This window comes from Phocaeicola barnesiae DSM 18169 = JCM 13652 (genome assembly GCF_000374585.1).
Taxonomy (GTDB): Bacteria; Bacteroidota; Bacteroidia; order Bacteroidales; family Bacteroidaceae; genus Phocaeicola; species Phocaeicola barnesiae.
Genome location: NZ_KB894653.1, coordinates 101,186 through 119,401 on the forward strand (window position 1 = coordinate 101,186; position 18,216 = coordinate 119,401).

At 48.6% G+C, this 18,216-nt stretch carries 9 protein-coding genes and 1 tRNA gene; 8 read left to right on the top strand and 2 right to left on the bottom strand.

Annotated elements, in window-relative coordinates; genetic code table 11:
• Positions 1 to 163 precede the first annotated feature (163 nt).
• Positions 164 to 3,490: a glycoside hydrolase family 2 TIM barrel-domain containing protein gene (locus C510_RS0111655; protein WP_018711523.1), complete on the bottom strand. Its 3,327-nt coding sequence runs from the start codon at positions 3,488 to 3,490 to the stop codon at positions 164 to 166.
• 174 nt (positions 3,491 to 3,664) lie between these two features.
• On the opposite strand from C510_RS0111655, the gene C510_RS0111660 reads away from it, so the two are divergent.
• The 5 genes from C510_RS0111660 to secDF all read left to right on the top strand — a co-directional run bounded on the left by C510_RS0111660 (position 3,665) and on the right by secDF (position 11,632).
• The gene (locus C510_RS0111660) at positions 3,665 to 4,339 is read left to right on the top strand and encodes a rhomboid family intramembrane serine protease (RefSeq protein WP_018711524.1); all 675 of its coding nucleotides are present in this window, start codon (positions 3,665 to 3,667) and stop codon (positions 4,337 to 4,339) included.
• Complete coding sequence (locus C510_RS0111665) at positions 4,314 to 5,210, top strand: rhomboid family protein (RefSeq protein WP_018711525.1); 897 nt, start codon at positions 4,314 to 4,316, stop codon at positions 5,208 to 5,210. Before C510_RS0111660 ends, C510_RS0111665 begins: the two co-directional genes overlap by 26 nt.
• A 6-nt stretch (positions 5,211 to 5,216) precedes the next feature.
• Positions 5,217 to 6,299, top strand: coding sequence for an endonuclease/exonuclease/phosphatase family protein (locus tag C510_RS0111670; protein ID WP_018711526.1), 1,083 nt, complete (start codon positions 5,217 to 5,219; stop codon positions 6,297 to 6,299).
• Between the two features lie 26 nt (positions 6,300 to 6,325).
• Entirely contained in the window at positions 6,326 to 8,419 is a 2,094-nt protein-coding gene (locus C510_RS0111675; protein ID WP_025892591.1) for a M3 family metallopeptidase, read from the top strand.
• A 213-nt stretch (positions 8,420 to 8,632) separates the two neighbouring features.
• The gene (gene secDF, locus C510_RS0111680) at positions 8,633 to 11,632 is read left to right on the top strand and encodes a protein translocase subunit SecDF (protein WP_018711528.1); all 3,000 of its coding nucleotides are present in this window, start codon (positions 8,633 to 8,635) and stop codon (positions 11,630 to 11,632) included.
• A gap of 241 nt (positions 11,633 to 11,873) precedes the next feature.
• On the opposite strand, the gene C510_RS0111685 is transcribed toward secDF, so the two are convergent.
• Positions 11,874 to 11,945 (bottom strand) — tRNA-Arg (locus C510_RS0111685).
• Between the two features lie 164 nt (positions 11,946 to 12,109).
• On the opposite strand from C510_RS0111685, the gene C510_RS0111690 reads away from it, so the two are divergent.
• From C510_RS0111690 to C510_RS0111705, 3 genes are all read left to right on the top strand, one after another.
• Positions 12,110 to 13,966 carry a 2-oxoacid:acceptor oxidoreductase subunit alpha gene (locus C510_RS0111690; RefSeq protein WP_025892589.1) on the top strand — a complete coding sequence of 619 codons (1,857 nt, stop codon included), beginning with the start codon at positions 12,110 to 12,112 and terminating at the stop codon, positions 13,964 to 13,966.
• Between the two features lie 20 nt (positions 13,967 to 13,986).
• Entirely contained in the window at positions 13,987 to 14,997 is a 1,011-nt protein-coding gene (locus C510_RS0111695) for a 2-oxoacid:ferredoxin oxidoreductase subunit beta (protein WP_018711530.1), read from the top strand.
• Between the two features lie 246 nt (positions 14,998 to 15,243).
• Positions 15,244 to 17,949, top strand: coding sequence for an alpha/beta hydrolase family protein (locus tag C510_RS0111705; RefSeq protein WP_051086644.1), 2,706 nt, complete (start codon positions 15,244 to 15,246; stop codon positions 17,947 to 17,949).
• Positions 17,950 to 18,216: the final 267 nt, after the last annotated feature.

Consider the following 18,216-nt stretch of genomic DNA (forward strand, 5'->3'; position numbering starts at 1 on the left):
TTTTTATTGGGAGAAATGGTACTTTCTGATGAGTAGATGGAAGAGAATGGTGTTTAGCGTCAATTATTGCCTGAAGTGGAGAAATTAAAAATCCTCTTGTGTGCTGGATAGTAGACAGTTACACAAGAGGATTTCTTTTATTCAGGAGGTAGGTTCCGAATCGTTACATCGGTACGATGGTGAAGCCCCACTGATATTCCTTGTTGGCAGGCAACAGGTATTGCGGGTCTGGGATGGCTCCCCAGCTGTCGTAACCGCCTACACCCATCTGCTTCATGTCAACACATACTTCCACGAAATCGCGCGGAGTGATGTCGTTGATGTGGGTCTGGCGCGGCTTGATGTTCTTGGCGGTAGCTACATCGTGCTTCAGTTCTTCCGCGTCGCGGTTGTTCCACTGATAGTCTCTGTGGGTAGCTTCTTCGCCGTCGAAATCTTCTACCGAGTTACGCAGGGCATTGAATCCGATGGTGTTGTCGGCATAGATGGTCAGTCCTTTGCCCTTCTTGCCCAGACTCAGCCAGCGGGTATCGGTATGATGGCCGTTCTCCTGCGGACGTACATACGGGAAGTACATGTTGTCGGCGGTATTCTTGTAGAGGCCTACCAGCGTTCCGTTGTTGCGGTCGATGTAGTTCTCTTCCGGTCCGCGTCCGAAGTAAGTCACCTGATTCATGTGGACAGGCAAACGGAAACGGATACCGATGCGCGGAACTACCAGTTTGGAGCTTTCCTTGCGCAAGGCATCGTTGCCCGGAGTGAAGGTAGCCATGAGGGTAGCTTCCGAAAGTTCGGTCTTGTTGGCCTCCATTTCGGTAGAGGTAAAGGTATAGTCGGCTTTTACGACACCCGACGGATGGATGCGGTAGGTAGCGATGTACAGGTTGCCGGCGGCCAACAGGTAAGTGGCTTTCAGTACGGCATCTTTACCGTCCATGTCCAGGGTAGCCTCTACGACGCGGAAATCCTTGCTGGACTGTTTCCAGATCTGCAGACGCTTCGGTTCCTGGCTTCCGTAGTCGTTGTCGTTCGGCGCACGCCAGAAATTCGGCTGGATACCGAAGCCTTTGTCGAAGTATTCGGTTCCTTTGACCTTGTAGGAAGTGACGATACCGCTTTCCTTATCGAATACGAAATTCAGGCGGGAAGAAGAGACCTTCAGCAGATTGCCGTCGGTGCTGCATTTCAAGGTCGGCCCATCTGTAGCGAAGGTACGGGCTATCGGCTCAATCGGCAGGCGGAACTGCTCATGTGCCAGCTCATAGCCTACCGGTACCAACGGTTCCGGTTCAGTAGTTGTTACACTGAAATTGACGAAATATTCGGTTCCGACTTTCGGCTCCAGACCGTTTACGTTTACGGTCAGTTCCTGACTTCCTTGTGGTGCGATGTCGAGCGATACCTTTCCGTTTCTGATTACCTTGTCGTTGGCTTTCACCTGATAGGTAATCATGTATTTCTTCAGGTTGGTGAAGTAGTAGCGGTTCTGTACCTTGAATATACCTTTGCTCAAGTCAACCGGTTCGAAGCCTACATATTGATGGGCGTATTTCACCTCGTTCATGGCCGGATGCAGGGTGCGGTCCGGCGAAACGATACCGTTGCAGCAGAAGTTACCGTCGCTCGGCATGTTGGTACCGAAATCACCTCCGTATGCCCAGAACGGACGTCCGTTCTCGTCGTGGGTCAGAATGCCCTGGTCTACCCAGTCCCAGATGTATCCGCCTTGCAGGTTCGGATATTTGTAGATGGCTTTCCATTGGTCCCAAAGGCTTCCGGTAGAGTTACCCATGGCATGTGCGTATTCCGAAGGAGCTACCGGACGGTCGCTGCCACGCTGGCCGATTTGTTCCAGCCAGCCTGCACTCGGGTATTGCGGTACGTACATGTCCGAGTTCCATTCCCACTGGGCGCGTTCGTAGTTCACCGGACGGTTCATGATGTCCTTGTCGGCTTCCTTTACCCACAGGTAAGTCTGGTAGAAGTTGTAACCGTTTCCGGCTTCGTTACCCAATGACCAGAAGGTGACACTCGGATAGTTTTTGTTGCGCTCAAACATGTTGATGGTGCGGTACATGTGTGGTTTCAGCCATTCCGGGTTGTTGCCCAACGTACCACCTTTGCGCAGGTCGTAGTACATACCGTGGCTTTCGATGTTTGCTTCATCGTATACATAGAGTCCGTATTCGTCGCAGAGTTCGTAGAAACGGCGGTCCTGCGGGTAGTGGCAGAGGCGGACGGTATTGATGTTATGGCGTTTCATCAGTTCGAAATCCTTCCGCATCAGTTCTTCAGGGACATAGTGGCCGGTTTCCGGATTGTGTTCGTGGATATTGACTCCACGGAGCTTGATGGGTTGTCCGTTCACCAGCAGTACCACGTAATTCTTACCGTTTCCGGCTTTCTGGTCGATTTCCTTGATTTCGATGCGGCGGAATCCTACGTGATACGGAATCACTTCGGTCACTTTTCCGTTTTCCTTCACGGTCATGAAGAGTTTGTACAGGTTCGGTGCTTCGGAAGTCCAGGTCTGTACATTCGGCAGCTGTTGCTGGAAGTTGACGGTACTCAGCTTGTCCGAAGGAACGCTGACGGTCTGTTCGCTTTCGCTGACGGTTTTTCCATCTTTGTCTACCAGTGTATAGGATACGGCCAGATTGGCGGTGTTGGTCTGGTGATTTTTCAGGTCGATGGCCAACCGGAAAATACCGTTCTTATAGGTATCGTCCAGGGTAGAAGTGATACGGAAATCGTTGACCGACGCTTTGGGCTGGGAATACAGGAAGACATCGCGTTCGATACCGCTCATGCGCCAGAAATCCTGACATTCCAGGTACGAACCTGTACTCCAACGGAAAATCTTCAGGGTCAGCACATTCTTTCCTGGTTGGAGATAATCGTTGATGAGGTATTCTGCCGGATTCTTGGAGTCTTCGTTATAGCCGACTTCTTTTCCGTTTACGTAGACATAACAGCCCGATTTGGCTCCGGCTATGTGCAGGTAGATGTCACGTCCGTCCCAATCGGCAGGAACGGTGATTTCACGGCGATACACACCTACCGGATTCTGTTCCGGCAAAGCAGGCGGCTGGGGATTACGGGGCTGGAATTCGTAGCCGTGGTTGGTGTAGATGGCTGTTCCGAAGCCTTGTACTTCCCAGTTTCCGGGAACCTGGATATCTTTCCATCCGTCCAGGCTGGTGGTACTCGTAATGTCTTCAGGCAATTGTTTGTAGGAGTCTACGTAATAGAATTTCCAGGTACCGTTTAGCAACTGGTAATACGGGCTTTGTTCGTACTTCATGGTGGCTGCCTGTTCGCGGTCGGCGTACGTCATGAAGGTAGAGCGGGGTGCTTCCCGGTTGACAGAAACAGTCTGTATGTCTTTCCAGTAAGGAAGGTCGGAGGAAGCATACGTTGTCTGGGTACAGAATAAGCACGTGGCGGCTCCTAACACGAGGCCAGATAAAGAAAATGCTTGTTCATTCATAGATTTTAATGGTTTTGGTAGTGAAAAATAGCTATACAAATGTACGGCATTCTGTTTTCCCGACCAAGTCCGGTCAGGTATTTTCAACGGGAAAGTGGTAAAAAACTATAAGAGGTTATGTGACAAACGAATAAAATCGTACTTTTGTGGCTAATTTATGAATAAGATAGCACTATGGGTAATATTCCTCCAGTAACAAAAAACCTGCTGATTATTAATGTGCTTTGTTTTGTGGGCATGTTTGTGGCACGTCGTTACGGCATTGACATCAACGACCTGGCAGGGTTACATTTCTTTTTAGCTTCCGATTTCAACGTAGCTCAGCTTATCAGCTACATGTTCCTGCACGCCAATTTCCAGCATATCTTTTTCAATATGTTTGCTGTCTGGATGTTCGGTCGTGTATTGGAACAGGTTTGGGGACCGAAACGTTTCCTGACGTATTATCTGATCTGTGGTATCGGTGCCGGATTGATACAGGAAGTAGTACAGTATATCGAATATGCAACGGTCCTTTCGAATTACGACAGTGTCCAAACTCCGTTCGGCATCATTCCGATGAGTGAATACCTCAATCAGATGACTACAGTAGGTGCTTCGGGAGCCGTATATGGTATCCTGTTAGCCTTTGGTATGTTGTTTCCCAACAGTGAAATGTTTGTTTTCCCGCTTCCGGTGCCCATTAAGGCCAAATACTTCGTTTTGGGGTATGCGGCGCTGGAACTGGTATTGGGTATCACCGGTGGTGACGGTATCGCACACTTCGCTCACTTGGGTGGTATGCTGTTCGGTTTGATTCTCATCTTATATTGGAAAAAGAAAAATGGCGGCGGGCGGATTTATTACTGATTTGCGGCAGAAGTTCCGGCAGGGTGATATCGTAACCCGGCTGATTTTCCTGAATGTAGGAGCTTTTCTGCTGGTTTCGCTGGTCAGCCTGTTTCTGACCTTGTTCCGGTGGAATGCATACGCCTGGTTGCATTGGCTGGAACTTCCGGCGTGGGTATCGGCTTTCGTGCGTCAACCCTGGTCTTTGATAACCTACATGTTCATGCATGCAGGGCTGCTTCACCTGCTGTTCAATATGTTGTGGCTGTACTGGTTTGGCCGACTGTTCCTGAATATCTTCTCGTCCAAGCATCTGCGTGGGCTGTATGTCCTGGGAGGTATCTGTGGGGGGCTGTTGTACATGATAGCATACAATGTATTCCCTTATTTCGAGGATGCTGTATTCGGCTCATACCTGCTGGGTGCTTCGGCATCAGTGTTGGCAATTGTAATTGCTACCGCTGTACGCGAACCTGATTACCAGGTGCAGTTGTTGTTCATCGGTGGAGTCCGGTTGAAGTACATGGCACTTTTCATGATTGTGCTCGACCTGATGTTCTTGACCGCCGAAAATGCCGGTGGACACATCGCGCATTTGGGAGGGGCTTTGGCCGGCTGGTGGTTTGCCTCGGGATTGCAGCGTGGACACGATGCTACCCGTTGGATTAACCGGGTCATCGATTTCATCGGAGGTAGGTGGAGTCCGAAACCCCGTAAGCCGAAAATGAAGGTTCATTATGGTGGAGGACGTCAGCAGGATTACGATTTCAATGCACATAAGAAAGCGCAGGCTGCAGAGGTGGATCGTATTTTGGATAAACTCCGGAAATCAGGTTATGGTAGTCTGACCGATGAGGAAAAGAAAAGCTTGTTCGATGCCAGTAAAAAATAAGTTGTCATGAAGATTGTTGGACATGTATTCCGGCTTTCGGCCTTTCTGTTGAACGGGCTGGTAGCGGTAGGGTTCCTTATCTGTGCCTACAGTCCTTATATCTCACCGGTACATCATCCCCGATGGGCTTGTGCGGGATTATTCTTTCCCATTTTCCTGGCCTTGAATGCGGCTTTCTGTGTGTTCTGGTTACTGGTCAGAAAACGTTATGCCTTGTTCCCGCTTTGTGTCTTTCTGTTAGGCTGGGGAGCGTTGACCACCTACCTGCCGTGGCAGTTCACAAAGGCAGATGAACCGAAGGGAGAAGTCATTAAGGTTTTGACCTATAATACCTTGGGTATGCATCCCGAAAAAGATGAAGAAGGTAAAGAGGTGAACCCGATTCTGGATTATGTGCTTCAGAGTGATGCGGACATCGTATGTCTACAAGAGTTTCCTTGTGACAATAAGACCTTGAAAAAAGAATTGAAAAAGGTATATCCTTACGCCGAAACGATGAAGTTCTCCGGGGGGAATGGAGTGGGATGTTTTTCCCGCTTCCCGATTCTGGGCACAAAACGTATTCCGTATGAAAGCGCCAATAACGGTAGTGGAGCCTTCCGCTTGGAGTTCGGACAAGATACACTCCTCTTGGTAATTAATCATTTGGAATCGAATAAACTGGATGCGCACGATAAGGAAGTGTATACCGATATGCTGAAGAAACCGGATGAAGAGAAAGTGAAGGAAGGCGGTAAATACTTGCTTCATAAGTTGGCGGATGCAGTTGCCATCCGTGCCCCTCAAGCCGATTCGGTAGCTAAGTATGTAAAGGAGCACCCTTATAAGTATACAGTGGTATGTGGTGATTTCAACGATTCTCCGTTGTCGTATGCGCATCGGGTAATTGGAGAAGGGTTGCAGGATGCGTTTGTAGAAAGAGGTTCCGGCGTAGGGGTTTCATACAACCGGAATCACCTGTATTTCCGGATAGACCATCTGTTCGCCAGTCCGGTATTCCGGGTGCTGGCATGTGAGGTGGATAATTCCATTGATGCGTCCGACCATTATCCGTTGTGGTGTCTTCTGGAAAAGAAAGGCGAAGAATGAATCTAATAATATATAATGAGAAGTTTATGAAAAATTTGGTAATTGCAGCAGCTATGACGTGTATGGTATGTGCATGTAGTCAGCAGTCGACCGAATCGGAGAATCCGTTCTTTTCGGAATTCCAGTCTCCGTATGGCTCTCCTGACTTTGACCGGATTCAGTTGGCCGATTATGAGCCGGCTTTCCTGAAAGGTATCGAACAACAGAATCAAGAAATCAAGGCGATTGTGGAGAATCCCGAGGCACCGACTTTCGAGAACACCATTGTGGCTTTAGACAACAGCGGTGAAATTCTGAACCGTGTATCAGGCGTTTTCTTTGCGTTGACATCGGCCGATACCAATGACGAACTGATGGCTCTGGAGTCGAAAATCGCTCCGATGCTGTCTGAACACAGTGACAATATCTATTTGAATGAAGCCCTGTACCAGCGGGTGGCCAAGGTTTGCGAACAGGAAAAATCCGGTGCTATCCAACTGACAACCGAACAGCATTACTTGCTGGAGAAATACCGCAAGGCGTTCGAACGCTCGGGAGCTGCTCTCGATAAGGAAAAGCAGGCTCGTCTGCGCGAAATCAACAAGGAACTCTCTACCTTGACCATTGAATTCAGCAACCATGTATTGGCTGATAACAATGCCTTCAAGCTGGTAGTCGATAAACAGGAAGATTTGGCCGGTCTGCCCGAAGCGGTGATTGCAGGGGCAGCCAGTGAAGCGGAAGCTCAGGGCGAAAAAGGAAAATGGGTATTTACGCTGCAGGAATCCAGCCGTACACCGTTGTTGCAGTATGCACAGAACCGTGAACTGCGCAAGCAGATTTATCAGGCTTACACTTCCTTGGGTAACCGTAGTAATGAGAACGACAACAAGAAGATTCTGAAGAAGATTCTGACCCTCCGTGTGGAGAAGGCCCAACTGATGGGATATGATACATACGCCGCATACGTATTGGCCGACAATATGGCGAAGACTCCGGAAAATGTACTCGATTTCCTGCATAACCTGTGGGGATATTCCATCCAGAATGCCAAGAAGGAGGCTGCCGAATTGCAGCAGATTATGGACAAGGAAGGAAAAGGTGAGAAACTGGAAGCCTGGGACTGGTGGTATTATGCTGAAAAGTTGCGTCAGCAGAAGTATAACCTGAACGAGGATGAAATCAAGCCGTATTTCAGTCAGGAAGATGTGCAGAAAGGATTGTTCTACGTAGTGAACAAGCTGTATGGCATTACTTTGACACCGACCGATACGGTACCTGTCTATAACAAGGATGTGAAGACATACATCGTAAACGATGCCGACGGTTCTTTTCTGGGATTGTTCTATTGCGACTTCATGCCGCGCGCCAGCAAGCAGAGCGGTGCCTGGATGAGCAATTTCCGTGAACAGAAAGAGGGTGTCCGTCCATTGATTTACAATGTGGCCAGCTTTACCAAACCGGCCGGCGATACTCCTTCTCTGCTCACCATTGATGAGGCAAAGACGATGTTCCATGAATTCGGCCATGCCTTGCACGGCATGTTGTCGCAGTGTAAGTATCAAGGCGTTTCCGGAACAGCCGTTGCACAGGATTTCGTGGAACTCCCTTCACAGATTATGGAACACTGGACCGTAGAACCTGAAGTGTTGAAAGTATATGCCCGTCATTATAAGACCGGTGAGGTCATTCCGGATGAACTGGTTGCTAAAATCGAAAACCAGGCATTGTTCAATCAGGGCTTTATGACTACCGAATTGCTGGCAGCCGCTTTGCTGGATATGGAATTCCACAACCTGACCACCACCGAGGGACTGGATGTCGTAGCTTTCGAAAAGCAGGTGATGGATAAACTGGGATTGATTCCGCAGATTGCTCCACGTTATCGTGCAACCTATTTCCGTCATATCATGGGTGGTTACGATGCCGGTTATTACAGCTACCTGTGGGCCGAACGTCTGGATGCAGATGCGTTTGAGGCTTTCAAGGAACATGGAATCTTCGACCCAGCTACGGCAAAAGCTTTCCGTCAGAATATCCTCGAAAAAGGTGGTTCGGACGATCCGATGAAGCTTTATGAAGCTTTCCGCGGAGCACAGCCTAGCCTGGAACCCTTGTTGAAGAACCGTGGCTTGAAATGATTTGTTCGCATTTTTGATTCGCATACGTGATTCGGGTTGCAGATGTGGATTTTGCGTGCGGAAGACCGCAATGTTTTCCGTTTCAGGGCTTTTTTGTTCATTTAGGCCTAAATATTTAAAAAACTTTCCGTGTGTAACGGGAAAAAAACCTATATTTGCAACCTTGAATAAACGTATTTAATCAAAAAGTAAATAAAAATAAATTAAAGTAACATGCAAAACAAAGGATTTGTAAAGGTTTTTGCGGTATTGCTGACCCTTGCGTGTGTCTTTTACCTCTCATTCTCCTTCGTGACCCGCTATCAGATGAACAAGGCGGCCGAAGACCCGAAGGGAGCGGCACACTACCTTGATTCTATGCAGAATCAGAAGGTTTGGTTGGGGGTTTATACCCTGAAACAGTGTCGTGAGATGGAGATCGGTCTCGGTCTGGACTTGAAAGGTGGTATGAACGTCATTCTGGAAGTATCTGTTCCGGATGTTGTGAGAACACTGGCAGACCACAAGACAGATGAAGCGTTTAACAAAGCAGTGGATGAGGCTGCCAAGCAGCAGATTACCAGTCAGGAAGACTTCGTTACCCTGTTCGTCAGAGAATATAAGAAGCAGGCTCCGGAAGGAAAGTTGGCTGAACTGTTCGCTACTCAGCAGCTGAAGGACAAAGTAAATACCCGTAGTACAGACGCTCAGGTAGAAGCTGTATTGCGTGAGGAAGTAAAAGCTGCTGTAGATAACTCTTACAATGTATTGCGTACACGTATCGACCGTTTCGGTGTGGCTCAGCCGAATATCCAGACTTTGGAAGGTAAAATGGGGCGTATCATGGTCGAACTGCCAGGTATCAAGGAACCGGAACGTGTAAGAAAGCTGTTGCAAGGTTCTGCCAACCTGGAATTCTGGGAAACCTACGAAGCGAAAGATATTATTCCGGTATTGGCTAATGTCGACGCAAAGGCCAGAACCATCTTATCCGGAACTGCCGCTGATTCTGTGGCTGTAGATACTGCTGCTGTGGATAAGGAAACAGCTGCTGTTTCTGCCAAAGACAGCTTGGCCGCTGCCTTGAAAGGTGAAACAGTCCAGTCTACTTCTAACGCTGAACAGCAGAAGAAAGATCATCCGCTGTTGGCCAATCTGGCTCTGAACCAGAGTGGAGTAGGTTCTATCGTCGGTTTTGCCGATTATCAGGATACTGCCGCAGTCAATCGCATCCTGACTATGCCGGGTGTGAAGGAACTGTTGCCACGTGATCTGAAACTGATGTGGGGTGTGAAGGCTTCTGATATGGATAAGAGTGGACGTATGTTCGAACTTTATGCTATCAAGTCTACTGAACGTAATGGACGTGCTCCGCTGGAAGGTGATGTCGTGACGGATGCGAGAGATGAATACGACCAGTTCAACAAACCTTGTGTAAGCATGTCAATGAATACGGAAGGTGCTCGTCGTTGGGCTCAGCTGACCAAACAGAATATCGGTCGGGAAATTGCCATCGTTTTGGATGGATATGTATACAGTGCTCCGCGCGTAAACGGTGAAATTACTGGCGGTAATTCTCAGATTACCGGTAACTTTACTCCGGAACTGACCAAGGACTTGGCTAACGTATTGAAATCAGGTAAGATGCCGGCTCCTGCACGTATCGTACAGGAAGACATCGTAGGTCCGTCACTGGGTCAGGAATCCATTAATCAGGGTATTGTTTCTTTCATCGTGGCTCTGATTGTCCTGATGATTTACATGTGTGCGATGTACGGACTGATTCCGGGTATGATTGCCAACATCGCCATGATTTTCAACTTCTTCTTTACATTGGGAATCCTTTCTTCGTTCCAGGCCGCATTGACCATGTCAGGTATCGCCGGTATGGTACTGTCATTGGGTATGGCTGTGGATGCGAACGTATTGATTTATGAGCGTACCAAGGAAGAACTGAGAGCCGGTAAGGGAACCAAACAAGCTTTGTCTGAAGGTTATGCCAACGCGTTCTCTGCTATCTTCGACTCTAACTTGACTTCTATCCTGACAGGTATCATCCTGTTCAACTTCGGTACCGGTCCTATCCGTGGTTTTGCTACTACTTTGATTATCGGTATTCTCTGTTCATTCTTTACTGCCGTATTCTTGACTCGTGTGGTTTACGAACACTACATGAACAAGGAAAAATGGTTGAACCTGACCTTTACAACCGGTATTTCGAAGAACTTGATGCAGAATGTACACTATAACTTCATGGGAGTAACCAAACGTGCATTTACTATCTGGGGCATTATTATTGTGGTTTGCATCATTTCATTCTTTACACGTGGTTTGGCTCAGAGTATTGATTTCACCGGTGGACGTAACTTTGTAGTTCAGTTTGAACAGGTTGTGCAGCCGGAAACTGTCCGTGCTCTGCTTCAGCCAAAAGTCGGTGATGCCAATGTCCAGGCTATTGCTTTGGGTACTGATGGTAAGACTATCCGTGTAACTACCAACTATCGTATTGAAGAAGATTCTCCGACTATCGATGCCGAAATCGAAGAGTTCCTGTATCAGGCTTTGAAAGACGGTAACTTGTTGGGAGAAGGCACTACTCTTGAAATCTTTATTGACCGTGATAATCGTGCCGGCGGTTCTATCATCAGTTCACAGAAAGTAGGTCCAAGTATTGCTGACGATATCAAGACATCGGCTATCTGGTCAGTTGTACTGGCTCTGATTGTTATCGGTGTATATATCTTGATCCGATTCAGTAACATTGCCTTCAGTATCGGTGCTACCGTAGCATTGACTGTCGATACCATCCTGATTATCGGTGCTTATTCTCTGTGTCACGGATGGATGCCGTTCTCACTGGAAATCGACCAGACGTTTATCGGTGCTATCCTGACGGCTATCGGTTACTCTATCAACGATAAGGTGGTTATCTTCGACCGTGTACGTGAGTTCTTCCACCTGTATCCGAAGCGTGACCGTGCCCGTCTGTTCAATGATTCGTTGAATACGACCCTGAGCCGTACCATCAATACTTCACTGAGTACATTGATTGTATTGTTGAGTATCTTTATCCTGGGTGGCGACAGTATCCGTAGTTTTGCTTTCGCCATGATTCTGGGTGTGGTTATCGGTACATTGTCTTCATTGTTCGTTGCAGCTTCGGTCGCTTACCTGACTATGGGACATAAATTGCCCGAAGGTGAAGTAGAACCTGCTGAAGATGCAAAGGCTTGATGGAAGCTATAAGACGATTATAATTGAAAATGGCTGTCTCGTTTGGGGCAGCCATTTTTGATTTATAGGGTTGCTGAATCAGGCAAGGATTGTGGGTACATTGGTAGACAATAATGGCCGGAATAGGCAGCTATGTCCGTTCTTGATGATTCAGAATCGGGAAATAGGTCAATAAAAAAAGGTGTGGGAGATGTTTGTCGATAGCGACAGGAAGAGTGTTTTTTCTCGTTACCCGAGAAAGTACCCCCGAGGGGAATCGAACCCCTATCAAAAGTTTAGGAAACTTCTATTCTATCCGTTGAACTACAAGGGCAGCGATTGCAAATGTACGCCTTTTTTAGGGATAAACAATATTTTTGTATCAGAATTTTCAACAGATTGTTTTTATACGATAAAATTTTTCGTTTTTATTTTGATTTTTGACAGAACTTCACGACTTTTGTAGCCATTGATTTTGTGAACTTTAAATGATATATTATGGCAGAAGAAATGATTGTCAAAGAGCTGGATAATGTAGTAGTCCGTTTTTCGGGCGACTCCGGCGATGGCATGCAGTTGGCCGGCAATATGTTTTCTAATATTTCGGCTACCGAGGGAAATGATATCAGTACGTTCCCGGATTATCCGGCAGATATCCGTGCCCCGCAAGGTTCGTTGACGGGAGTATCCGGTTTTCAGGTACATATCGGTTCAGGTAAAGTCTATACTCCGGGCGATAAATGTGATGTACTGGTTGCGATGAATCCTGCCGCCTTGAAGACACAGTATAAGTTCTGTAAGCCGCAGGCTGTTATTATCATTGATACAGATTCTTTTACAAAACGTGATCTGGAGAAAGCAAAATTCCAGTTAGATAATCCGTTCTCGGAATTAGGTATCAAGAACGAAGTGGTAGAGGCAGCTATCACAACAATGTGTAAGGAATGCTTGAAAGAAAGCGGATTGGATAATAAATCCATCCTGCGTACCAAGAATATGTTTGCCTTGGGACTTGTGTGCTGGTTGTTCCAGCGCGATATCAAGGTCGGCGAGAAATTGTTGCGTGACAAGTTTGCCAAGAAACCTGAGATAGCTGAGGCTAATGTGCAGGTACTTTATGCAGGCTACCAGTTTGGTGCGAATACCCATGCTTCTGTGTCGATGAGTTATCGTGTACCGTGCAAGGACCAGAAAAGGCCAGGAAGATATATGGATATCAATGGTAACAAGGCTACAGCCTACGGGCTGATGGCTGCTGCTGAAAAAGCAGGATTACAGTTATATTTGGGATCCTATCCTATTACTCCGGCTACAGATATACTTCATGAGTTGGCAAAACATAAATCGCTCGGTGTAAAGACGGTGCAATGTGAGGATGAAATTGCTGGATGTGCTTCGGCTGTAGGTGCCTCGTTTGCGGGTGCTCTTGCAGTAACTACCACTTCCGGACCGGGGGTATGTCTGAAGAGCGAAGCCATGAACCTGGCTGTGATAACAGAACTTCCGCTGGTAATTATCAACGTACAGCGTGGAGGACCTTCAACCGGTTTACCGACCAAGTCGGAACAAACTGATTTACTTCAGGCATTGTATGGCCGTAACGGTGAAAGTCCGATGCCTGTGATTGCTGCTACCTCGCCTACCGACTGTTTCAACGCAGCTTATACTGCCTGTAAGATTGCGCTTGAGCACATGACTCCTGTGGTACTGTTGACAGATGCTTATATAGCCAACGGTTCGGCTGCATGGCGCTTGCCCGACCTTGCAGAATATCCGGATATCTGTCCTCCATACGTAACTCCGGATATGGCATCCTACTGGACACCTTTCTTGCGTAATCATGAAACAGGTGTCCGTTATTGGGCTGTACCTGGAACAGAATCGTTTATGCATCGTATTGGTGGTCTTGAAAAGAGCAGTGAAACCGGAGCTATTTCTACTGAACCTGAGAACCATCATCTTATGACACAGCTCCGTGCCGAGAAAGTTCAGAAGATAGCTGATACCCTTCCGCTGCTGGAAGTAGAGGGCGACAAAGATGCCGACCTGCTGATTGTCGGTTTCGGAGGAACCTACGGACATCTCCATTCGGCCATGGATACACTGAACAAGCAGGGACGGAAGACCGCTCTTGCACACTTCCGCTACATCAATCCGCTTCCGAAGAATACAGTCGAAGTGCTTCGTAAGTACAAGAAGATTGTAGTGGCCGAACAGAACATGGGCCAGTTGGCAGGTTATCTCCGCATGAAGATAGAAGGCCTTCACCTGCATCAGTTCAATCAGGTAAAGGGACAACCGTTCGTTGTACAGGAACTGGTTGACGCTTTCACTAAAATCATGGACGAAAAATAAAGAAACACGGAGGAATAATTATGAGCGAAACAAAATATACAGCAGCCGACTATAAGGCTGGACAGCCACGCTGGTGTCCGGGATGTGGCGATCATGCTTTCTTGAACTCATTCCACAAGGCTCTGGCCGAAATTGGTACAGCTCCTAAGGATATAGCAGTAATTTCAGGTATCGGATGCTCTTCGCGTCTGCCATATTATATGAATACATACGGCATGCACACCATCCACGGACGTGCGGCAGCCATCGCTACCGGAGTGAAGGTAGCCAATCCCAACTTGACCGTCTGGCAGATATCAGGCGACGGTGACGGACTGGCCATCGGTGGTAACCACTTTATCCATGCCATCCGTAGAAATGTGGATATCAACATCATCCTGTTGAATAACCGCATCTATGGATTGACCAAGGGACAGTATTCGCCTACTTCGGAAAGAGGATTTGTCAGCAAGTCTTCTCCCTACGGAACCGTAGAAGACCCGTTCCACCCGGCAGAACTCTGTTTCGGTGCACGTGGCCGTTTCTTTGCCCGTTGTGCGGCTGTGGATGGAAATCCTTCGGTAGAAGTCCTCAAGGCAGCCGAAAAGCATAAGGGAACATCCGTAGTGGAAGTGCTGCAGAACTGTGTCATCTTCAACGACGGTACCCACAATGCCATCGCCAAGAAAGAAGACCGTGAGAAGAATGCCATCTATCTGGAACATGGCAAGCCGATGCTTTTCGGCCCGAACAAGGAGTTCGGTCTGATGCAGGAAGGTTTCGGACTGAAGGTGGTGAAGCTTGGAGAGAACGGAATCACCGAAAAAGACATTCTGGTTCACGACGCTCACTGCATGGACAATACCTTGCAACTGAAACTGGCCTTGATGGAAGGTCCTGATTTTCCGATTGCCCTTGGAGTCATCCGCGACGTGGAAGCACCTACCTATGACCAGGCCGTAGCCGCCCAGATAGAAGAAGTTTCTGCCAAGAAGAAATATCACAGTTTTGCAGAACTGCTCGATACAAATGATACTTGGGAAATCAAATAGTCCCTGTTACCGTCAGTGAAATAAACCGGTTATCCGGATACGAATAGTTATCCTCCTGTCCGCTTTCTACCAAGGAAGGCTGGCAGGAGGATTTTTTATACTTGATAGAGAGGTATCCGAACAGACAAGGCGGTTGCATGTCGTTTTTTAATCGTAGTTGGGGGGAACTTCTGTTCCTTTGTCAGCAAAATTGGCAAATTCTTCGTATTTTTGTCTGCAAATGAAATCATTAATCAGAGCAAGTTTATGAAATATCGCATGTTTTTGGCAGGGCTGTTCATGGCATTCCCTGCATTCTCATTGTGGGCACAGCGAGCGTTTACCCCGGACGATCTGGTGAAATGGGAGCGGATAACACGGCAGTCTGTTTCCGACGACGGTAAATGGGTGGCTGTGCAGTTTACTCCCTGGCAGGGAGATTCCCGGGTGGAAGTCTACACCGCAACCGACGGTAAGCAGGTGTTTGCTACCATGCCGGCGGGTAAGTTCGAGTTTACTGCCTCTTCCCGTTATCTGGTACAGGAAGAAGTTCCGCCGGTTTCGCTGACCGATTCCTTGAAACTGAAGAAAGTGAAGAAGGAACAGATGCCGATGAATGTCCTGACGATACACGACCTGCAGGGAAAGACTTCCTGGAAGGTGGATTCCCTGAAATCCTACCGCTTGGCCAGAAAGGCCGATTGGATAGCCTATCAGCAGGGGCGGAAGGATTCGGTGCTTTATGTCGCCTCGTTGGACGGTACCCAACGTCTGACGCTTCCGAACGTCTCGGCTTACGGATTCTCCGCAGAGGGGGCTTCCCTCTATTTCATTACGGCCGATTCCTTGGACGGTATTCGTCCGGGGCTGTATGGGTGGACAGCCGGACTGACTCAGCCTAAGCTGTTGAAGGCTGGCAAAGGGGTATTCAGCGGCTGCACCTTCGATAAGGAAGGACGTCAGTTGGCTTTCCTGTATGCCGATTCGAAGAAAGAGGCTTCTGCTGCATCCAGCCTGTGGCTCTCTACGGGGATGGGGGAGGCTCGTGAGGCTGTCACTACCGCTACTCCCGGTGTACCGGCCGGTTGGGTCATCAGTCCGAATGGAGCGCTGAGCTTTTCGGAAGACGGTAGCCGTCTTTTTCTGGGCACTGCTCCGAAGCCTTTGGAGAAAGATACGACCGTATTGGATGAATACCGCCCGAATGTACAGGTGTGGAGTTGGGATGAGCCGGTGCAGTATACCGTGCAGCAGTACAACCTGAAGAATGAACAGAAACGGACCTACCGGGCCTTGTATCAGGTGGCTGCCGGGAGATTGGTACAGTTGGCCGATACTTTGGCACCGGATATCCAGCTGGCACCGAAAGGGGCTGGTGAGTGGGCCTTGGTTTTCACCTCCCGTCCGTATTCGTTGGCTTCCATGTGGGAAGGCCGTACCCGTTCCGATTATTACCGGGTGTCTTTGGCCGACGGGACACGCCAACCCGTAAGTACTGCCGATTATACTTCTTACCGTCTGTCACCTGCCGGCCGTTATGCGTACGGCTATTGTGCGCCGGACAGTTGCTGGTATACTATCGAACTGGCGACGGGAAAGAAGGTCCCGGTAACAGTTGCTTTGAAGTATCCGGTATGGGACGAGGAGAACGATGTCCCCGATTATCCGGCTCCGTACGGAGTAACCGGCTGGACCGAAGGAGATGAACGTCTGCTGGTGAACGACCGCTACGATATCTGGTCGCTCGACCCGCAGGGAAACGATGCCCCTGTCTGTCTGACCCGCAACGGCCGTGCGGAAGGTATCCGCTATACTTGGGTTGACCTTGATCCGGAAACTGAGGCTGTGTCCTTGACCGGTGCGCAGGTACTTACCGGTTTCCACGAAGCCCGGAAGACGACGGCAGTCTATCGCACGGTGTTGGGTGGTTCCAAGGCTCCCCAACAGGTATTGGGCGGTGATTACCGTTTCGGCAAGGTACAGAAAGCGGCTGAGGCTGACAGACTGCTCTATACCCGTGAACGTTTCGACGTTTATCCGGATGTCTGGAGCGCAGACCTGACCTGTAAGAAACCGGTACAGTTGACTCACGGCATCCGTCAGCAGGATGAGTACCTGTGGGGGAGTGCCGAACTGGTATCGTGGACTTCCTTCGATGGAACCCCGCTGGAAGGTATCCTCTACAAGCCGGCCAATTTCGATCCTGCGAAGAAATACCCGATGGTGGTCAACTTCTACGAACGGAATTCAGAGACACTGTACCAGTACCGTACACCGGAAGCCCATCGTTCTACCATTGATTATCACCTGTATTTAAGCAACGGTTACCTGGTGTTTAATCCCGATATCCGTTACCGCGACGGTTATCCGGGAGAGAGCTGCTACAACTGCCTGATGCCGGGTATTTCAATGGTTGAATCCAAGGGATTTGTCGACAGCAGTCACATCGGAGCACAGGGGCATAGCTGGGGCGGTTATCAGGTGGCCTACCTGGCTACCCGTACCGGCAAGTTCGCGGCCATCGAGTCGGGGGCGCCGGTAGTGAACATGTTCAGTGCCTACGGGGGCATCCGCTGGGGCTCGGGACTGAACCGTTCCTTCCAGTATGAACATACGCAGAGCCGTCTGGGAGCCACCCCGTGGAGCGGTCCTGTCCGTTATTTCGAGAACTCACCGCTGTTCCTGATAGATAAGGTGACGACACCGATTCTCATCATGCACAACGATAGCGACGGACATGTGCCCTGGTATCAGGGAATCGAATATTTCGTGGCGCTGAAGCGTCTGCAGAAGCCGGCTTGGATGCTGAACTATCCGGGCGAGCCCCACTGGCCGTTGCGTCTGGCCAACAAGCTCGATTTCCAGAAACGCATGTTCCAGTTCTTCAATCACTACCTGAAGGGAGAACCCATGCCGGCCTGGATGAAAGACGGAATTCCGGCAGTGAAGCAACCTTACGAGCTGGGCTATTAAGTCAGTTTCTATTGTATAAAAAACGAACGTTCGTATGAAAACAAACGTCCGTTCGTTTGATACAAAACGTCCTCATGTCTTGGGTAAAACGTTTGTTCGTTTTCTTTAAGACATGAGGATGTTTTCTGTTAAATCCAGTGCTGTTTTTTAAGATTTGCAATCTGCAATTGGCAAATATGTTACACAAGTATAAATCTTTTACGATTACGGATTTTTTTCTCTATTCTGTTTTCCGTTTCAAATAAATCCGTTAATTTTGTAGCGCCT